The 18,544-nt window shown below is 67.0% G+C and carries 18 protein-coding genes; 7 read left to right on the top strand and 11 right to left on the bottom strand.

Features of this window, described 5'->3' with window-relative positions; translation table 11 throughout:
* Positions 1–91: 91 nt before the first annotated feature.
* From AC6H42_RS04940 to AC6H42_RS04915, 6 genes are read right to left on the bottom strand one after another with little or no spacing between them, the layout of a single operon-like run.
* Complete coding sequence (locus tag AC6H42_RS04940; protein ID WP_056401868.1) at positions 92–427, bottom strand: DMT family protein; 336 nt, start codon at positions 425–427, stop codon at positions 92–94.
* A gap of 6 nt (positions 428–433) precedes the next feature.
* Positions 434–931 carry a 2-amino-4-hydroxy-6-hydroxymethyldihydropteridine diphosphokinase gene (folK, locus tag AC6H42_RS04935; RefSeq protein WP_057152917.1) on the bottom strand — a complete coding sequence of 166 codons (498 nt, stop codon included), beginning with the start codon at positions 929–931 and terminating at the stop codon, positions 434–436.
* Complete coding sequence (pcnB, locus tag AC6H42_RS04930; protein WP_497547521.1) at positions 928–2,526, bottom strand: polynucleotide adenylyltransferase PcnB; 1,599 nt, start codon at positions 2,524–2,526, stop codon at positions 928–930. The genes folK and pcnB overlap by 4 nt, the downstream gene beginning before the upstream one ends.
* A complete protein-coding gene (locus tag AC6H42_RS04925) occupies positions 2,519–3,190 on the bottom strand; it encodes a histidinol-phosphatase (RefSeq protein ID WP_497547556.1) in 672 nt (223 codons plus the stop codon). The genes pcnB and AC6H42_RS04925 overlap by 8 nt, the downstream gene beginning before the upstream one ends.
* A complete protein-coding gene (gene hda, locus AC6H42_RS04920; protein WP_057152919.1) occupies positions 3,190–3,858 on the bottom strand; it encodes a DnaA regulatory inactivator Hda in 669 nt (222 codons plus the stop codon). Before hda ends, AC6H42_RS04925 begins: the two co-directional genes overlap by 1 nt.
* A gap of 36 nt (positions 3,859–3,894) precedes the next feature.
* Positions 3,895–4,977 carry an AI-2E family transporter gene (locus AC6H42_RS04915; protein ID WP_497547520.1) on the bottom strand — a complete coding sequence of 361 codons (1,083 nt, stop codon included), beginning with the start codon at positions 4,975–4,977 and terminating at the stop codon, positions 3,895–3,897.
* Between the two features lie 139 nt (positions 4,978–5,116).
* Between AC6H42_RS04915 and purM the strand changes: the two genes are divergently transcribed.
* The 3 genes from purM to AC6H42_RS04900 all read left to right on the top strand — a co-directional run bounded on the left by purM (position 5,117) and on the right by AC6H42_RS04900 (position 7,924).
* A complete protein-coding gene (gene purM / locus AC6H42_RS04910; RefSeq protein WP_497547519.1) occupies positions 5,117–6,160 on the top strand; it encodes a phosphoribosylformylglycinamidine cyclo-ligase in 1,044 nt (347 codons plus the stop codon).
* A gap of 215 nt (positions 6,161–6,375) precedes the next feature.
* Positions 6,376–6,930: a flavodoxin family protein gene (locus AC6H42_RS04905; RefSeq protein ID WP_057152925.1), complete on the top strand. Its 555-nt coding sequence runs from the start codon at positions 6,376–6,378 to the stop codon at positions 6,928–6,930.
* A gap of 10 nt (positions 6,931–6,940) precedes the next feature.
* Positions 6,941–7,924, top strand: a complete 984-nt coding sequence (locus AC6H42_RS04900) for an enoyl-CoA hydratase/isomerase family protein (RefSeq protein WP_082551475.1) — start codon at positions 6,941–6,943, stop codon at positions 7,922–7,924.
* Positions 7,925–7,958: 34 nt separating this feature from the next.
* On the opposite strand, the gene AC6H42_RS04895 is transcribed toward AC6H42_RS04900, so the two are convergent.
* Complete coding sequence (locus AC6H42_RS04895; protein ID WP_497547518.1) at positions 7,959–8,891, bottom strand: LysR family transcriptional regulator; 933 nt, start codon at positions 8,889–8,891, stop codon at positions 7,959–7,961.
* 127 nt (positions 8,892–9,018) lie between these two features.
* Here AC6H42_RS04895 and AC6H42_RS04890 point away from each other — a divergent pair, with 127 nt between their 5' ends.
* From AC6H42_RS04890 to AC6H42_RS04875, 4 genes are read left to right on the top strand one after another with little or no spacing between them, the layout of a single operon-like run.
* The gene (locus AC6H42_RS04890; protein ID WP_497547517.1) at positions 9,019–9,759 is read left to right on the top strand and encodes an SDR family NAD(P)-dependent oxidoreductase; all 741 of its coding nucleotides are present in this window, start codon (positions 9,019–9,021) and stop codon (positions 9,757–9,759) included.
* Positions 9,760–9,800: 41 nt separating this feature from the next.
* The gene (locus AC6H42_RS04885) at positions 9,801–10,040 is read left to right on the top strand and encodes a tautomerase family protein (protein ID WP_057152931.1); all 240 of its coding nucleotides are present in this window, start codon (positions 9,801–9,803) and stop codon (positions 10,038–10,040) included.
* Complete coding sequence (locus tag AC6H42_RS04880; RefSeq protein ID WP_057152933.1) at positions 10,037–10,687, top strand: DsbA family protein; 651 nt, start codon at positions 10,037–10,039, stop codon at positions 10,685–10,687. Before AC6H42_RS04885 ends, AC6H42_RS04880 begins: the two co-directional genes overlap by 4 nt.
* A gap of 58 nt (positions 10,688–10,745) precedes the next feature.
* The gene (locus AC6H42_RS04875) at positions 10,746–11,138 is read left to right on the top strand and encodes a nuclear transport factor 2 family protein (RefSeq protein ID WP_497547516.1); all 393 of its coding nucleotides are present in this window, start codon (positions 10,746–10,748) and stop codon (positions 11,136–11,138) included.
* On the opposite strand, the gene AC6H42_RS04870 is transcribed toward AC6H42_RS04875, so the two are convergent.
* From AC6H42_RS04870 to AC6H42_RS04855, 4 genes are all read right to left on the bottom strand, one after another.
* Positions 11,128–12,342: a 6-phosphofructokinase gene (locus tag AC6H42_RS04870; RefSeq protein WP_497547515.1), complete on the bottom strand. Its 1,215-nt coding sequence runs from the start codon at positions 12,340–12,342 to the stop codon at positions 11,128–11,130. The two genes, AC6H42_RS04875 and AC6H42_RS04870, sit on opposite strands and share 11 nt — an antisense overlap.
* A 43-nt stretch (positions 12,343–12,385) precedes the next feature.
* Entirely contained in the window at positions 12,386–14,395 is a 2,010-nt protein-coding gene (locus tag AC6H42_RS04865; protein WP_082551477.1) for a S9 family peptidase, read from the bottom strand.
* A gap of 83 nt (positions 14,396–14,478) precedes the next feature.
* The gene (locus AC6H42_RS04860; protein ID WP_229418016.1) at positions 14,479–16,506 is read right to left on the bottom strand and encodes an alpha/beta hydrolase family protein; all 2,028 of its coding nucleotides are present in this window, start codon (positions 16,504–16,506) and stop codon (positions 14,479–14,481) included.
* The gene (locus AC6H42_RS04855) at positions 16,503–18,527 is read right to left on the bottom strand and encodes an alpha/beta hydrolase family protein (RefSeq protein WP_497547514.1); all 2,025 of its coding nucleotides are present in this window, start codon (positions 18,525–18,527) and stop codon (positions 16,503–16,505) included. The genes AC6H42_RS04860 and AC6H42_RS04855 overlap by 4 nt, the downstream gene beginning before the upstream one ends.
* Positions 18,528–18,544 lie beyond the last annotated feature (17 nt).

Below are 18,544 nucleotides of genomic sequence, written 5' to 3'. Positions count from 1 at the left end.
GGCGCCAGTGTAATGCCTGCCGCCAAACCGCGTATTCTACCTGCGAAAGAACTTTCTTTTCAGCGTGGGGATCCGAAATAGACGGCGGCCACTATTTGCCCACAAAGAGGAAGGCTACGGCCGCCATGATGCAGCCGAACGCCGCCAGGTGCCGCCAGCTCACCGGCTCGCCCAGCACGGTCACCATGAACACGCCGAACACGATCAGCGCGATGGCCTCCTGCGTCACCTTCAGCTGCCCGGCGCTCCAGCCGCTGGCAAAGCCGATCCGGTTGGCCGGCACCGCCAGGCAGTACTCCACGAACGCGATGGCCCAGCTGATCATGATGACCGTGAACAGCGGCTTGTTCATGCCGCCCTTCAGGTGCCAGTACCATGCAATGGTCATGAAGATGTTGGAGGCGGCGAGCAGAAGGAGGGTTTGCATGGGCGCTTACAGCTTGGTGATGGCCTGGCCGGCGACGGCCGATTCGAAGCAGCGCGCGGGGACGCGGCCGGGGATGGCGATGTTGCCGGCGATTTCCAGCAGCGGCACGATGACGAAGGCGCGCTCGCACATGCGCGGGTGCGGCACGGTCAGCTCGGGGCTGTTGATCTGTTGCCGGCCGTAGAGCAGCAGGTCCAGGTCCAGCGTGCGCGGGGCGTTGTGGTAGGGGCGCTCGCGGCCGTGCGCCTGCTCGATGCCCTGCAGCGCCTGCAGCAGCGCTTGCGCACCCAGTTCCGTTTCCAGGCAGGCCACGGCGTTGATGTAGTCGTCGCCGCTGGAGTCGATCGGGGCGGTGCGGTACAGCGAGGAGACGGCGCTCACGGTGCAGCCGGGCAGGGCGCGCAGGCGCGCGATGGCGTCCTGCACGTTGGCCTGTGCGTCGCCCAGGTTGGCGCCGATGCCGATGTAGGCGGTGGTGCCCATGGCGTTCAGCACCGCGCTCATTGGCCGTCGTTGCCGCCGCCGTTGCCGGTGTCGGCGCCGGCAGGGGCGCGTTTGCGGGGCGCGCGCGGTGCACGCGAGCGCGGCGGACGCGGTTCGCGCGGCGCGGCGTCGGCGCCTGCTTCCGCGTGCGCATTGCCCCCCGCTGTGCGGCCGCCGGCCTGGCCCGCGTCGGCGCGGCTGCCGCCGCTGTAGTCGCTGTCGCCGTCCTGGCTGCCTTGGCCGGCATCGCCGCCTTCGCCGCCTTCGCCGCCTTCGCCTTTGCTGCGGCCGCCGCGGCGCGGAGGACGCTTGCGCTTCGCACCGCCGGCAGCGCCGCCGCCGTGGCTCAAGCCGGCCACCAGCTGTTCGCGTTCGGTTTCGTCGCCGTCGTAGAAGGCGGTCCACCATTCGCCCAGCTCGGCGTCGATCTCGCCCGAGGCGCAGCGCAGCAGCAGGAAGTCATAGCCGGCGCGGAAGCGCAGGTGTTCCAGCAGCTTGTACGGGTTCTTGCCGGTGCGGCGTTCGAAGCGCGGCTGCATCGACCAGATGTCGCGCATGTCCGAACCGATCTTGCGCTGCAGGGCCAGTTTTTCGGTTTGCGAATCGAGCACGTCGTCCGCCGCCAGGTGCAGCGCGGGGATCGGGAATTCGCCGGCGGCCTTGTAGGCGTTCCACTTCTCCAGCACCTGGTGCCACAGCAGCGACGCGAACAGGAAGCCCGGCGAGACGGTCTTGCCGGCGTGGATGCGCTTGTCGGTCGAGTCCAGCGCCAGGGTCACGAACTTCACGCCCAGCGGCTGCTCCAGCACCACGTCGAGCAGCGGCAGCAGGCCGTGATGCAGGCCTTCCTTGCGCAGCTGCAGCAGGCAGGCCAGCGCCTGGCCCGACATCAGGAGCTTGAGCATCTCGTCGAACACGCGCGCCGGGGGCACGTTGTTGATCAGCGGCGCCATGATGGTGATCGGCTCGCGCGTGCCCGGCTCGATCTGGAAGCCCAGCTTGGCCGCGAAGCGCGTCACGCGCAGCATGCGCACCGGGTCTTCGCGGTAGCGCGCTTCGGGCACGCCGATGATGCGCAGCGTCCTGGCGCGGATGTCCTCGATGCCGCCGTGGTAGTCCCACACTTCCTCGTTGGCCGGGTTGTAGTACATGGCGTTGATGGTGAAGTCGCGCCGCTCGGCGTCCTCGGCCATGCTGCCGAAGGTGTTGTCGCGCAGGACGCGGCCGTGTTCATCCTTGGGCGCGTTCTCGATCGAGGGGCCGCGGAAGGTGGTCACCTCCAGCAGGTCCTGGCCGAACATCACGTGCACGATCTGGAAGCGCTTGCCGATGATGAAGGCGCGCCGGAACAGGCGCTTGACCTGCTCGGGCGTGGCGTCGGTGGCGATGTCGAAGTCTTTCGGCTTCACGCCCAGCAGCAGGTCGCGCACGGCACCGCCGACCACGAAGGCCTGGTAGCCCGCTTCCTGCAGGGTGCTGGTGACGCGCACGGCGTTCGAGGACAGCAGGCGCGGGTCGATGCCGTGCTGGTTGGCGCCAAGTACCACCGGGACACTGGTGTCTCGCACGGGGGCTTCTTTGACACCGAGGATTTTGCGGATCAATTTCTTAATCATTGAATATATTTATCGTTGGCCAGCCTTTTTCGGCGGCGTGGCTGGTCAGTGCGGCGTTCGGATTGGTGGCCACCGGGTGGGTGACGACCGACATCAGCGGGATGTCGTTGTGCGAGTCGCTGTAGAAATACACGGTCTCGAAGTCTTCCAGGCGCTTGCCCAGTTTCTCGAGCCAGGCCTTGGTGTGCACCACTTTGCCGTGGCCCTGGGTCGGCGTGCCCACCAGCTTGCCGGTGATGCTGCCGTCGGCCGCCACTTCCGGCATGGCCGCGATCAGGTGCTCGATACCCAGCGCCTCGGCGATGGGCGCGGTGATGAAGTGGTTGGTGGCGGTGACGATGGCCACCAGGTCGCCGGCGTCCAGGTGCTTTTGCAGCAGCGCGCGCGCGGTCGGGCGGATGGCCGGGGCGATCACTTCGCGCATGAACTGCGCGTGCATCTGGTCCAGTCTGGCGCGCGGGAAGCCGGCCAGGGTGCCGAGCGAAAACTCCAGGTACTCCACCGGGTCCAGCGTGCCGGCCTGGTACTGCTCGAAGAAGGCCTGGTTGCGGGCCGCGAAGGCCTGCGCGTCGACGGCGCCGATGCGGCACAGGAATTGGCCCCATTCGTAGTCCGAATCGATGGGCAGGAGGGTGTGGTCGAGGTCAAACAGGGCCAGGTTCATCATTCTTTCGCTTCCGCCTGCAGCCATTCGCGCAGCAGCGGCAGGGTAATGGGACGTTGGGTTTCAAGGGAATATTGGTCGAGCGCGTCCAGCATTTCCGACAGCGAGCGCATGTCGCGCCGGTAATGCGAAAGCAAATAGGGTAACACGCCGGGCGACAGCGTCAAGCCGCGGGCCGCCGCCGCCGTGGTCAATGCGGCAACCTTTTCATCGTCGGTCAGGCCGTGCAGGCGGTAGATCAGGCCCCAGCCCATGCGCGTGCGCAAGTCCTCGCGCACCGGCAGCACGGCCGGCGCCACCGCGCCGCTGCACACCATGAAGGCGTTGTTGGCGCGGATCTCGTTGAACAGGGCGAAGGCGTCGATCTGCGCCAGCGGCGACAGCTTCTCGCAGTCGTCGAGCAGGTACAGGTCCACCTCCGGCGAATAGACGAATTCGGATTCGATCGAGAACGGCGAGATGTAGCGCGCCCCTTCCAGGGCGCCGAGCGCCTTCAGGATGTGGCTCTTGCCGGCGCCGGTGTCGCCCCACAGGTAGGCGAAATGCTCGCGCGAGGTGCGGCCGGCGAACTCGCGCATCAGCGCGGCCACCTCGGCGTTCTGGCCCACCTCGAAGGAGTCGAGGGTGAGCACAGGCTCGGCGCCTAAATCCAGCACCAGTTGCTTCATGGCTCCCGCCCCGCAGTTTGCATATTCGTCTTCACACTACGCATTATAAAAGCTGCTGCGCAAGTAGTGGCCGCGAAGATGCTTGAAGGCCACCATCAGGATGGCCGAGGCGGGCAGGGCCAGCAGCACGCCGACGAAGCCGAACAGCTGGCCGAAGGCCAGCAGCGCGAAGATCACCGCCAGCGGGTTGAGGCCGATGCGCTCGCCCACCAGGCGCGGCGTGAGGAAAAAGCCTTCGATGACCTGGCCGGCGCCGTAGATCACGGCCACCGCGATCACGCCGCTCCAGTCGGTGAACTGCAGCACGGCGGCGATCAGCGCCAGCACCAGACCCAGGCCGAAGCCCAGGTAGGGGATGAACACCAGCAGGCCGGTCAGGATGCCCACCGGCAGCGCCACGTCGAAGCCGGCGATGGCCAGGCAGCTCGAGTAGTACACGGCCAGCACCACCATCACCAGCAGCTGGCCGCGCAGGTACTGCGCCAGCAGGGTGTCGACCTCCTCGGCCATGGCCACGGTGGCGCCGATATAGCGGCGCGGCACGGCGCCGGCGATGCGCGCCATCATCTGGTGCCAGTCCAGCAGCAGGTAGAACAGCAGCACCGGCACCAGCACCAGGGTGGCGATCCAGCCCAGTACGGCGGTGCCGCCCACGCGCGCCGAGGCCAGCACGGCGGTCCAGATTTCGTCGCCGCTGGTGACCATCTGCTGCGAGACGAGTTTTTTGATGCCGGCCGAATCGAGCTGCACCTTGATGCCCATTTCGCGCAGGCGCGGGCTCAGCAGGTCGTTGGCCTTGGCCAGGAAAGCGGGAATCTGCGCCTGCAGCAGCGGGATCTCGGTTTGCAGCACGGGTACCACGATCAGCACCATCGACAGCACCGCGCACAGGAACAGCAGCACCACCGCCACCACCGCGATCGGGCGCGGCACGTCGAAGCGGCCCACGCGCAGGCGGTCGATGCGGTCCACGCCGGGATTGAGGGCGTAGGCGATGATGGCCGCCGCCAGGAATGGTGTCAGGACAGGGCCCAGCGCCACCAGCAGGACGCCGAATGCCAGCCACAATGCTACCCAGAATGCCGTTTGTTTTTGTTCGACCGAGAGGGGGAATGGCATGTGGGGAAGATGTTTTTCGTAAAAACGGCAGGTTGACGGGGCATTTTGATAAAATAGCGGACTTGCCGGGTTTTGCGTCACAAATGCACGAATTCCGGCCACCGCCTTCTATTTTACCGCCTCCGCTGCGAAATACACCATGAGCCAACCTTCTAATGTTTCCCTGTCCTACCGTGACGCCGGCGTCGATATCGACGCTGGTGATGCTTTAGTCGAAGCGATCAAGCCGTTTGCCAAGCGCACCATGCGCGAAGGCGTCATGGCCGGCATCGGCGGCTTCGGCGCGCTGTTCGAGATCAGCAAGAAGTACCAGGAGCCGGTGCTGGTGTCCGGCACGGACGGCGTCGGCACCAAGCTGAAGCTGGCCTTCGAACTGAACCGCCACGACACGGTGGGCATCGACCTGGTGGCCATGAGCGTCAACGACATCCTGGTGCAGGGCGCCGAGCCGCTGTTCTTCCTGGACTACTTCGCGTGCGGCAAGCTGGACGTGCCGCAGGCGACCGACGTCATCAAGGGCATCGCCAAGGGCTGCGAGCAGTCCGGCGCGGCGCTGATCGGCGGCGAGACGGCGGAAATGCCGAGCATGTACCCGGCCGGCGAGTACGACCTGGCCGGTTTCGCGGTGGGCGTGGTGGAAAAATCGAAAATCATCGACGGCACCAAGATCGCCCCGGGCGACGTGGTGCTGGGCCTGGCCTCGTCGGGCGCGCACTCGAACGGTTACTCGCTGGTGCGCAAGATCATCGAAGTGGCCAAGCCGGACCTGGAAGGCGACTTCCAAGGCCGCAAGCTGGCCGACGTGCTGATGGAGCCGACCCGCATCTACGTCAAGCCGCTGCTGGCGCTGATGGCCTCGATGGAAGTGAAGGGCCTGGTGCACATCACCGGCGGCGGCCTGGTGGAAAACATCCCGCGCGTGCTGCAGCCCGGCCTGACGGCCGAGCTGGACGGCAAGTCGTGGACCCTGCCGCCGCTGTTCCAGTGGCTGCAACAGCACGGCGGCGTGGCCGACGCTGAAATGCACCGCGTGTTCAACTGCGGCATCGGCATGACCGTGATCGTCTCGGCCGACAACGCCGACGCCGCCATGGCCCAGCTGCAAGCGGCCGGCGAAACCGTCTACCGCATCGGCGCCATCCGCGCGTCGGCGGCAGGCGAACACCAGTGCGTGGTGGTCTAATGGCCAAGGCGCGGACCTGATCCGCGCCGCAGCACACCATCCCAGGCATGCTGCGGCATGCCTTTTTTACGTCTTTATTGGTTACATGATGTATCAAATGAATTGCCGATTGTGGGATTTATGTTCGATTGGGGAACAACTATAGTGGTTCCATGCCGAACGGAAACGACGGCAGCAGCTAAGGAAACCCCACCATCACAACCTGGAGAACCATCATGAACTCGCACATCGTCATCGTGTACCACAGCGGCTACGGCCACACCGCCAGGATCGCCGAGGCAGTTGCCGAAGGCAGCGGCGCCACCTTGCTGGCCATCGACGCCGAAGGCCAGCTGCCTGAAGCGGGCTGGGACTTGCTGGCCAAGGCGCAAACCATCATCTTCGGCTCGCCCACCTACATGGGCAACGTGAGCTGGCAGTTCAAGCGCTTTGCCGACACCGCCTCGTCGGTGTGGTTCAAGCAGGGCTGGAAGGACAAGCTGGCGGCCGGCTTCACCAACTCGGCCTCGGTGGCGGGCGACAAGCAGACCACGCTGTACACCCTGTTCACCCTGGCGCAGCAGCACGGCATGCTGTGGGCCGGTACCGGCATGATGCCGAGCAACGCCAAGAGCGCGCACCGCGACGACGTCAACTACCTGTCCTCCTTTGCCGGCCTGGCCACCGCCACCCCGTCCGACGCCGCAGTGGACGAAATCCCCGCCGGCGACCTGAAGACCGCGCGCCTGTTCGGCGAACGCATCCGCCAAGTCACGGCACGCCTGGCCTGAGGAGACCATCATGACCTTCGCCATCAAACGCATCGCCGGTGCGCTGGCGGCCGCCTTCGCCGCCGCCACCCTTGCCGCGAGCTTCGCCGGCGCCGCCCAGGCTGCCGCACCGAAGGCGCCTGCCGCCAGCGCCGCCCCGATCAGCGCCGCCCCGATTGGCGCCGAAGCGCCGGACGCCAAGATCCGCCTGACCCGCGTCACGCCGGCATACTGGAAAGTGACCTTCGCCAACGCGCCGCTGAACATCGTCGGCCCGAAGGAAGTACGCGAACTGGTCCGGATCGTGGAAGCCATCGAAGCCGACCAGCAGGTGCAGGTGGTGGTGTTCGACAGCGCCATCCCCGGCAGTTTCATCGCCCACTACGACCTGCTTACCCCGCTGGAAGAATCGACCGGCATGGCGCCCGGCCCCACCGGCATGCACCCGGTGCCGGACCTCATGGTGCGCATCGCCCGCCTGCCGATCGTCACCATCTCGGCAATCCGCGGCCGCGCCACCGGCATCGGCAGCGAGCTGATACTGGCCACCGACATGCGCTTCGCCAGCCGCGAAAAAGCCGTGCTGTCGCAGTGGGAGGTGGGCGCCGGCCTGGTGGCGGGCGGCGGCCCGATGGCGCGCCTGCCGCGCCTGGTGGGACGCGGCCGCGCGCTGGAAATCCTGGTGGCTTCGGACGACATCAACGGCGACGTGGCCGAGCGCTACGGCTACGTGAACCGTTCGCTGCCGGATGCCGAGCTGGACGGTTTCGTCGACACCATGGCGCGCCGCATCGCCTCCTTCGAGCGCGCCGCCATCGTCGACACCAAGGCGCTGGTGAACCTGGCCAGCCTGCCGCCGGACGCCGAAATGCAGCCGGGCTGGGACGCCTTCATCGCCTCGGTCAAGCGTCCCGCCACCCAGCAGCGCCTGAAAGCGCTGGTGGAGCAGGGCTTGCAGCAACCCGGCGCCATCGAGGACAACCTCGGCCGCGCCACCGCCGCCTACCGCAAATAAGCCGCCAAGGGCCGCCGGCCCTGCCCGGCGCGTGTTACACCCGCTCCCGGGGCGCGGCTTGCCCCAGGCGCCCCGTCATGAAATCGACAAAGGCGCGCACCCGCAGCGACAGGTGGCGCGCGTGCGGGTACAGCAGGATGAAGGGGCGCGAGGTGCCGCCGAACTGCGGCAGCAGCTCCACCAGCGAGCCGTCCGCCAGGTCGCGCTCGACGATGTAGCGGTAGGTCTGCACCAGCCCCGCGCCCGCGCGCGCCAGGGTCACGATGCCCAGCACGTCTTCGGCGCAGGTGTAGCCGCCGCTGGTCATCATGTCGATCTGCTTGCCGTCCACCTTGAACTGCCACGGGATCTTGCGCCCGCTGCTGGGCAGGTCGAACTGGATGCACTCGTGCTGTTTCAGCTCGTCCAGCGACTTGGGCGCGCCAGCGCGTCTCAGGTAGGCCGGCGCCGCCACCAGCACCAGTTCCGCATCCTCCAGCTTGCGCGCGATCAGCGATGAATCGGCCGGGTCGCGTCCGCGCACCACCATGTCGTAGCTTTCGTCGGCGAAATCGATGTTGCGGTTGCTGATGTGGACCTGCACCGTCACCTCCGGATACAGCGCACGGAACTCGGGCAACATGGGCAGCAGCCGGTAGTGGCCGTAGGGCGTGGGCACGCTGATGCGCAGCGGGCCCGCCGGCGCCATCTGCGCGCCGGTGACTTCCCGCTCCGCCTCGAGCAGCCGGTCCAGCGCCTCGCGGCACTGCTCGTAGTAGCGCTGGCCGCCGTCCGTCAACCGGATCTGGCGCGTGGTGCGCACGAACAGGCGCACCCCCAGCCGCTCCTCCAGCCGCGCGATCGAGCGGCTCACCGCCGCCGGCGTCACGCCGCTCTGGTTGGCCGCCGCCGTGAAGCTGCCCAGTTCCGCCGCCTGGCAGAACAGCTCGATGGTGCCGAGCTGCATTTCGTCGAAGTTACGCTGCATAGATTACACCGTGTATTAAGTCATGTTCCATATTAGCCATTTATTGGCCCGGATGGAATAAGTAAAGTGTGTTCATGCCGCAAACAAACCCAGCGGTAACCCTCTCAAACCTGAACTGGAGCACACCATGAACAGCAACAAAACCGTCATCGTCACCGGCGCATCGAGCGGCATCGGCTTTGCCATCGCCAAGGCTTACCTGGCGCGCGGCCACAACGTGGTCGGCAACGCCCGCAGCGCCGACGGCCTGCAGACCGCCGCCGCCCAGCTGGGCAACCCCGCCAACTTCCTGCCGGTGGCCGGCGACATCGCACTGGCCTCCACCGCCGCCGCGCTGTTCGAGCAAGCCGTTGCCGCGTTCGGCAAGGTGGACATCCTGATCAACAACGCCGGCATCTTCCTGCCCAAGGCCGTGGGCGACTACACGGAAGAAGAAGTCAACACCATTGTCGGCACCAACCTGATGGGTTTCTTCTACCCGTCGCAGCAGGCCGCGCGCCACATGAGCGCCAACCAGGCCGGCCACATCGTCACCATCACCGCTGCCATCGCCGAGCAGCCCAACGCCAAGGTCAACGCGCTGCTGCCCATCCTGATCAAGGGCGGCCTGAACCACGCCACGCGCGGCCTGGCGATTGAACTGGCCGGCTCCAATGTGCAAGTCAACGCGGTGGCGCCCGGCATTATCCGCACCCCGATGCACGGCACCGACGAAGGCACCCAGCACTTCCTGAAAGGCCTGTCGCCCGCCAACCGCGTCGGCGAGACCGACGACATCGTCAACGCCGTGCTGTACCTGACCGACTCGTCTTTCGTCAGCGGCACCGTGGCCGTGGTCGACGGCGGCGCAGCGGCCGGCACCTGGTAAGCACCCCCACCGCCCATCACTTCACCCCAAGGAGAATCACCATGCCGTACGTAAATATCCGCATCACCAAGGAAGGCGCCACCGCTGCGCAGAAGCTGGAACTGATCGAAGGCGCAACCGACCTGCTGCAGCGCGTGCTGAACAAGAACCCGGCCACCACCTTCGTCATCATCGACGAAGTGGAGATGGACAGCTGGGGCGTGAACCGCGAGAACGTGGTCACCATGCGCGCGCGCGAAGCGGCAGCCCGCGCGGCGGCCAAGCTGGGAGACAAGTCATGAAACTGGTCTTCGCCGGCGACCCGATGTGCTCGTGGTGCTACGGCTTTGGCAAAGAGCTGACCGCGCTGACGCAGCGCCACCCGGAGCTGGAACTGCAGATCCTGGTGGGCGGCGTGCGGGCCGGCGCCACCGACCTGCTGGACGACACCGGCAAGCAATTCCGCCTGGGCCACTGGGCCCGGGTCGAGGACAGCAGCGGCCTGCCGTTCAACCGCGCCGCGTTCCTGGCGCGCGAGAACTTCGTCTACGACACCGAGCCGATTTGCCGCGCTGTGGTGGCGGTGCGGCGCGTGGCGCCGCAGGCCGACCAGCTGGCCGTGTTCCGCGCCCTGCAGCATGCGTTCTATGTCGACGGCCTGGACACGACCGACGGCGCGGTGCTGGCCGAGGTGGCGTCGGCGGCGCTGGCCAAGGCCGGCCACGCGGTGCCGGCCGCCGCCCTGCATGCGGAGTGGAATAGCGCGGCGGCCATCGCCGTGACGGCGGCCGAGTTCTCGCATGTGCGTTCGCTGGGCATCCGCAGCTTCCCCGCGCTGCTGCTGGACACCGGCGACGGTTTGTACGAGATCAGCCCCGGCTATGCCCATGCCGACAAGCTGGAGCAGCAATTGCAGGCAACCTTGCAGCACGTCGCTGCCGCCGCATAGCGCTGCGGCACGGGGAGGGCGCCAGCCGGCGTGTTCCCCTTTTTGAAAGGAGCATGAGATGAACCAGCCACCCACGCGGCCCGCAGCGGCCGACATCGCCGGGATCGCCGCCGTGGCCGAAGGCTATCTGCGCGGCGTATATGAAGGGGACAGCGCCGCCCTGGCGGCGCTGTTCGCGCCCGAGGCCCAGGTCTACGGCGACATCGACGGCCAGCCCTACTTCAAGACCATCGCCGCCTACCTGGCAGGCGTGGCCAGCCGCGCCAGTCCACAGTCGCTGGGCGAGCCGTACCGCATGCGGGTGCTGTCGGTGGACAGCATGGGCAGCATCGCCACTGTGCGGCTGCATTCGCCCATGCTGGGATTCAATTACCACCTATACCTGACCTTGCGCCTGGCCGACGGCGCGTGGCGCATCGTCAACAAGACCTTCGCCCACCTCACTTTTTGAGGATCTTGGCCACCGGCGCCGGGCGCAGGCGGAACGCGTCCGGCATGCCGGAGCCGAGCAGGGGCCGCAGGTACAGGCGGAAGGCGTCCGTCACGCCGGTGCCGCTGGCGGTGATGAATTCGTCCTCCATGGTGCGCGTCTTGCCCGCCACGTCGGCCAGCGGCAGCAGCACGTAGTCGGCCGAATAGTAGCCGGTGCGCTTGATAGCCACCGAGCCGCAGCGATCGCCCCACATGGCGAACTGCACCGCCTTCTCGCCCACTTCGCGCGCCTCGCGCTGGTCCACGTCCGACACGCAGCCGATGAAGGAGCGCTGCAGATAGCCGAAGGTGTCGCCGCGCACGCGCTTGATGCCCAGCCTGGCCTTGATCTGGTCGCACAGCAGGTCGGCCAGCGCGCCGGTGCCCGACAGCTGCACATTGCCGTGCGCGTCGCGCTCCACCTCCTTGGCCAGCAGGGTGGCGATGGCTTCGCCGGACGCGTCGTGGATGCCTTCGGACACCGCGATCACGCAGCGGCCGTACTGCGCGTAAGTGGCTTGCACGTCCGCCAGGAACTGCTCCAGCGAGAACACGCGCTCGGGCAGGTAGATCAGGTGCGGGCCGTCGTCGGGGAACTTCTTGCCCAGCGCGGAGGCGGCCGTCAGGAAGCCGGCATGGCGCCCCATCACCACGCCCACGTAGACCCCGGGCAGCGCGGCGTTGTCCAGGTTGGCGCCGGCGAACGCTTGCGCCACGAAGCGCGCCGCCGAAGGGAAGCCGGGCGTGTGGTCGCTGCCCACCAGGTCATTGTCGATGGTCTTGGGGATGTGGATGCAGCGCAGCGGGTAGCCGGCCGCCCTGGCGCGCTCGCTGACGATGCGCACCGTGTCGGACGAGTCATTGCCGCCGATGTAGAAGAAGTGCTCGATCTCGTGCGCGCGCAGCACTTCGAAGATCTGCTCGCAGTAGGCCGCGTCCGGCTTGTCGCGGGTGGAGCCGAGCGCGGAGGAGGGCGTGGCGGCCACCATCTCCAGGTTGTGGCTGGTTTCCTGGGTCAGGTCGACGAAGTCCTCGTTGACGATGCCGCGCACGCCGTGCAGCGCACCGTACACCCGCGTCACATGCTGGAAGCGGCGCGCCTCCAGCACCACGCCCACCAGCGACTGGTTGATGACGGCGGTGGGACCGCCTCCCTGTGCGACCAGAATTTTTCCCGACGGCATGCGTATCTCCTCGTGAGTGGACTGCCGCCAGCTTACTCCGTTTTTACTCGGCTTTGGCGGCCCCGCCGATTTGCCGGGCCAGGAATTTCTCCACCCGGCTCCAGAAGTCGATCTTGGTCTGGGGAATGTCCCAGCTGTGCTCCTTGTTCTCGTACTCCATCAGCTCGGCTTGCGGATTATGGGCCTTGAGCGCTTTGTAGAGGCTGCGGCCGTGGCTGAGTGGAACGTGTCTGTCGGTGCTGCCGTAAGCCATCAGCAGGGGCTGGCGGATGCGCGATGCCTGCTGCAGTGGCGAGGTGGCTGCCAGCTGCGCTGCATCTTGCTTCAAGTCGCCCACCAGCGCCGGCATGCCGGGGCCGCGCCAGTCCACAGGCAGGTAGTACGGTTCAAACCGATCTTCCTGTTGCATCAGCGCGATGTCGGTCACGCCGGCCCAGTTGACGCCGCATTTGAACAACTGTGGATCTTTCAACAGGCCCATCAAGGCGGAGTAGCCGCCGTAGCCGGCACCGGCGATGCAGATACGCTGCGGGTCAGCGATGCCCTGCTCGATGGCCCAGCGCGCCGCGTCCGCCACGTCGTCCTGCATCGACAGGCCCCACTGCTTGAGGCCGGCGCGGAAGTGCCTGTTGCCATAGCCGGTGCTGCCCCTGAATTCGGGCTCCAGCACGGCGTAGCCCCGCGAGGCGAGGAATTGCGCTTGCTCGTCCCATTGCAGCTCGCCGCCCCGTTGCCAGGGACCGCCATGCACGAGCACCACCATCGGCAGGCTTTTTTTCCTGCCACTGGGCAGTGTCAGCCAGGCCGGCAGCGGCAAGCCGTCGCGCGCCTTGAGCCATTTCAAGTCCTTCTGCCCCATGTCGTCGGGCCGGATGGCCGGCCGGGTGGCGGCAATGGTGGTGAGCTTCCCGGTGTCGCGGCGATACACCATGTAGACCATCGGTTGCTGGTCCGAGTAGCTGCGCACCAGCAGCCACGGCGATTGCGGGCGCAGCGGCGGCGTCACCAGGTTGATCAGGCCTGGCGCCAGCGTATCGATGTGCTTTTGCACCGCCTTCATGTCCTCGTCCAGCCAGGCCATGGTGCGCCCGTCGGCCAGCACTTCGTAGCCGAGCAATTTTCCGTTGCTCAGCACGGGTACTCCGCTGAAATCGAAGGCCGGCAGTGCGACCAGCGCATCACGTTCCAATTCACCGGTAGCCGGGTCCATGCGGCGCAAGGCCAGCTTGTCGCCTCCGGCACGCGTGCTGACCAGCAGTTTGCCATCGGGGCTAAATGCGACCGGGTCGAAACTGCTGGCTGATTCCCCAGCGGCGTCGAAGCTGGCCAGCACGCGCCAGCTGTCGCTGTCGGGCTGCAGATAGTAGTAGGTGCTCTTGCCGTTCATAACCGAGAGCGTCAGACGCGGCCGGCCTTGCGCATCGAGCAGCAATCCATGCATCGGTGCCGGCAAGGACACAACGCTGGTGTTTCTGCTCAAGGTGTCGATCTGGAGCAGCTCAAAACTGACGGAGGTGCCCTTGTTGTCCCATTGGGCCCGTGCGGCATGGACCGTGTTGTTGTCCCGCCCGGGCGGCTGATCCAGAAAGTAGGTGTTGTAGGGCAGTATCTCGCCCGGGGCGCTGCCATGAACTTCGCTGGATTGGCCGTCGCGGGAAACCAGCTGCCGCTCGCCGCTGCCGTCCCGGTTGACGGCGAACAGCCCCGGCGCGTAGTACCGGTTGCCAATGGCGGTCGACTTGTCGCCCAGGTTGTAGACCAGGCGCTCGTCGCTGATCCACATGAACTGGTTCACGTCGGCTTCGTCGTACTGCGCCAGTACTTGCAGCTTGCCGGTGTCCAGTTCCATCACCGACAGGCCGTCGCGCGTACGGTAGCCGCCGGTGCGCAGCGCCAGATAGCGCCCGGAGGGCGAAAGCTTGGCGCCGCTGACCGGGGCCTTTTCAAAGAACCTGCGGACCGGCACCTCGGCCTCCGCTGGCGCCGTCAACATCAGCGCGAACAGCAGCGCAGCGACGCCTTGCAGACCGCCTTGCAACACTTTCAATCCCATAGCCGCTCTCCCCTTTAATGATGAGAGAGCGTAGCTTGCCGCCGTTGAGTGCGGCGCGCGCTTCCACTGCGTGTGCGCAGGCCCTAGCGCGCTGCGTTCGGGCCGATGTGGCGGTCCAGGAATTTCTCCACCCGGCCCCAGAAGTCGACGCGGGTCTTGGGCAGCGTCCAGCCGTGGCCCTCGTCGCCGTAGATGACCAGCTCGCTGTCCGGGCTGCCGGGCTTGAGCGCGTCGTACAGCAGCTTGGTCTGCGCCACCGGCACGCGCTGGTCCGCGCCGCCGTGCGCCAGCAGCACCGGACGGTGGATGGCGGCCGCCTGCTGCAGCGGGGAGGTGGCCTTGAAGCGCGCCGCGTCCTTGACCGGGTCGCCCAGCAGGACCGGCAAGCCGAACTGGCGGTAGGTGTCGCCCATGTCGGACACGAAGCGGTTGTTCTGGCTGGCCAGCATGGTCAGGTCCGACACGCCCGCCCAGCTGATGCCGCACTGGTACAGCTGCGGATCTTTGACCAGGCCCATCAGCGTGGCGTAGCCGCCGTAGCTGGCGCCCGCGATGCAGATGCGCTTGGGATCGGCTATTCCTTGCGCCACCGCCCAGCGGGTGGCATCGGCCACGTCGTCCTGCATGGCCAGGCCCCATTGCTTCCAGCCCGAGTGGGCGTGGCGCGCGCCAAAGCCGGTGCTGCCGCGGAACTCCGGCTGCAGCACCGCGTAGCCGCGCGAGGCCAGGAACTGCGCTTGCGCTTCCCACTGCCATTCGTTGCCGCGCACATACGGGCCGCCGTGCACCAGCACCACCATGGGCAGCATTTTCTTCGCCTGCTTCTCGCTGCCCTTTGGCAGCGTCAGCCAGGTCGGGATCACCAGGCCGTCGCGCGCCGTCACGCGGTGCAGGTCCTGCTGGGCCATCGCTGCCGGGTCGACTGCCGGTTGGGCGGCGCCGATCTTGCTGAGCGCCTTGGTCTCGGTGTTGTACACCAGGTATAGCGCCGGCTGCTTGTCGGAAAACGCCTCCACCAGCATCCATGGCGATTGCGGCCGCCGCGGCGGGCGCACGATGTTGGCGGTGTCCGGCAGCAGCGCATCGACGGCCTGCTGGACTGCCGCCATGGCAGGATCGAGCCAGGTGGTGCCGCGCGCGTCGCTCAGCAGTTCCACGCCCACCATGCGGCCCTGGCTGTACACCAGTGCGCCGGAAAAGTCGTAGTCGGCCAGCTCAAGCAGCGCATCCTTGTCCATGCCGGACCTGGCCAGGTCGTAGGTGTACAGGCCGCGCTTGTCCTTGCCGTGCTGCGCGCTGACGTACAGCTTGCTGTTCGCGCCGAAACCGAGCGGCGTGAAGACGCCGGTCGTGAGGCCATAGCTCGCGAAGCTGGCCAGCTTGCGCCAGCTGTTTTGCGCCGGGTCCAGGTACATTACCGAGGTCTTGTCCTGTTCTTCGGTCAGCACCAGGCGCGGCGCGCCGTTCTGGTCGAGCAGCCAGCTCTGCACCTCGCCGGGCCGCGTCAGCGTTTCGACTGCGCCGTTGACGGTGTTCATGCGCAGCAGGTCGTAGCTCTTCACCTCGTTGCGCACCTCGTTGAAATTGGCGCGCTGCACGTAGATGGAATCGGAGTCCTGCGCGCCCACCTGGGACAGCAGGTAGACGTTGAACGGCAGCACCCGCGTGCGGATGCTGGTTTGCGTGCTGTCGCGCGCGTACGTGGCGCGTTCCACCAGCTGGCGCATGTCGCTGCCGTCGCGGTTGGCGGCATACATGCCCGGCGCGTAGCGCACGGCGCCGGGCGCTTCGGCAAGGTCCACCGTATCGAACACCAGGCGCTGGTTGTTTACCCACTGGAACTTGCCGATGTCGGCGTCGCTAAAGCGCGCCACGCCGCTGACTTTGCGGGTGTCCAGCTCCACCACGGCCAGGCCGTCGCGTTCCTTGCCGTTGTTGACCTTGAAGGCCACGTAGCGCCCGTCCGGCGACAATTCCGCGTCGCTGAAGCTGGGGTGGTTGAAAAAGCTTTCGATGGCGGGCGGCGCGGCGGCGGCCGGACCGGGCAGGGCTGCCAGGGCGGCCGGCAGTGCGGTGCGCAGGGCCAGGTGCAAATGGGCGATACGCATCATTGCGCTCCTTTCGCAGGGCCGATGTTTTTATCCAGGAAGCGTTCCACGCGGGTCCAGAAATCGATCTGGGTCTTGGTCAGTTTCCAGCCATGCCCCTCGTCCGGGTACAGCACCCATTCAGGCGCCTGGCCTGCGGCCTGCAGCGCGTCGCGCATCTGCGTGCCGTGCTCCTGGGGCACGCGGCGGTCGGCGCCGCCGTACGCCATCAGCAGCGGACGCTGGATGCGCGCGGCCTGCTGCAGCGGCGAGGTGGCCTTCAGCTGGGCGGCGTCCTTGTCCTGATCGCCCACCAGCAGCGGCATGGCGTACTGCTTCCAGTCGTCGCTCAGGTCGGGGCGGATATGCCACTTGCCCTTGGCGCTGTACATCAGCGCGATATCGGTCACGCCCACCCAGTTGATGCCGCACTGGTACAGGTCGCCGTCGTTGACCAGGCCCATCAGCGCAGCGTAGCCGCCGTAACTGGCGCCGGCGATGCAGATGCGCTTGCCGTCGGCGATGCCTTGCGCGGTCGCCCACTTGGCCGCGTCGGCCACGTCGTCCTGCATCTTCAGGCCCCACTGCTTCCAGCCGGCGCGGAAGTGCGCGTCGCCCAGGCCGGTGCTGCCGCGGAAATCCGGTTCCAGCACGGCGTAGCCGCGCGTGGCCAGGAACTGGGTGTGCGGATTCCAGCCCCAGCTGCTGCCGCGCGAGTACGGGCCGCCATGCACCAGCACCACCAGCGGCAAATGCTTGCTGCGGCCGGGCGGCAGCGTCAGCAGGGCGGGGATCTGCAGCCCGTCGCGCGCAGCGTAGCGCACCACGGCCTGCTTGCCCATGGCGCCCGCATCGATCTTCGGATAGCTGCTGCCCACGCGGTCCAGCTTGTTCTTTTCGCGGTCGTACAGGTAGTAGCTGGACGGCTGGCTGTCCGAGTAAGCCGTCACCAGCACCATCGGGGTTTCCGGGCGGCGCGGCAAGGTCACCAGGTTGGTGGTGTGCGGCATCAGGGCGTCGATCCGCGCCTGCATCGCCTTCATGGCCGGATCGAGCCACACCGTGTCGACGGCGTCGGCCGAGTAGCGCACGCCGAGCAGCTTGTCCTTGTCCATGATCAGGCTGCCTGCGAAGTCATAATCGGCCACCGTCACCAGCGGCTTGGCGGCCAGCTTGCCGCTGGCGATATCGTAGCTGTATAGCGACGTCTTATCCTGCCCGGCGCGCGCGCTGACATACAGGGTGCCGTCCGGTCCCAGTCCCACCGGCGTGAAGCTGTTCAGCTCGGCATAGGCGGGGAACGCGGTCAGCTGGCGCCATTTTTCCGTGGCCGGGTCCAGGTAGTGGATGGCCGCCTGGTCGCGGTCGAGCGTCAGGGCCACCCGCGCGTTGCCCTTGAAATCGAGCAGCCAGGCGCGCGTCGGGCCGGGACGGCTGACCTGGCTGGCCTTGCCGGTGAGCGTGTTCAGGCGCAGCAGGTCGACATAGTCGATGCCGCCGGCGCTGTATTGCGGACTGAGGACGTAGACGAACTCGCTGTCCTGCGGCCCCCGCTGCTGCAGCAGGACGACGTTGGACGGCACCAGCTTGGCCGCCGGGGACGGGTGGTCGTAGGCGATGTTGCGGTTGACCAGCTGCTTGTAGCCGCTGCCGTCGCGGTTGACGGCGTACAGGCCGGGGCCGGACTTTTCGTCGCCCGGCGCCAGCGTGCGGTCGGTCGAATCGAAGGCGATACGCTCATCGTTGACCCAGGTGATGCTGCTGATGTCGGCATTGCTGAACTGCGCCACCACCTTGGCGCTGTTGTCCTTCAGGTCCAGCACGGCCAGGCGGTCGCGCTGGCCCTTGCCGCCCAGGCGCGCGGCCAGGTAGCGGCCGCTGGGCGACAGGGTCGGGCTGCTGAACTCGGGCGTGCTGAAGAAGTCCTCAACCGGCGGCAGGGCGGCCGCCGTGGCGGACGGCGCGGCGGCGCAGGCGAACGGGGCGCCCAGCGCCGCCAGCGACAGCGCGGCGGCCAGGATGGTGCGTTGGAACAAACGCTGCATGGTTATCCTTCCGATTG

Source organism: Massilia sp. NBRC 108631 (assembly GCF_059704565.1).
This window is presented reverse-complemented; position numbering and strand designations above follow the sequence as displayed.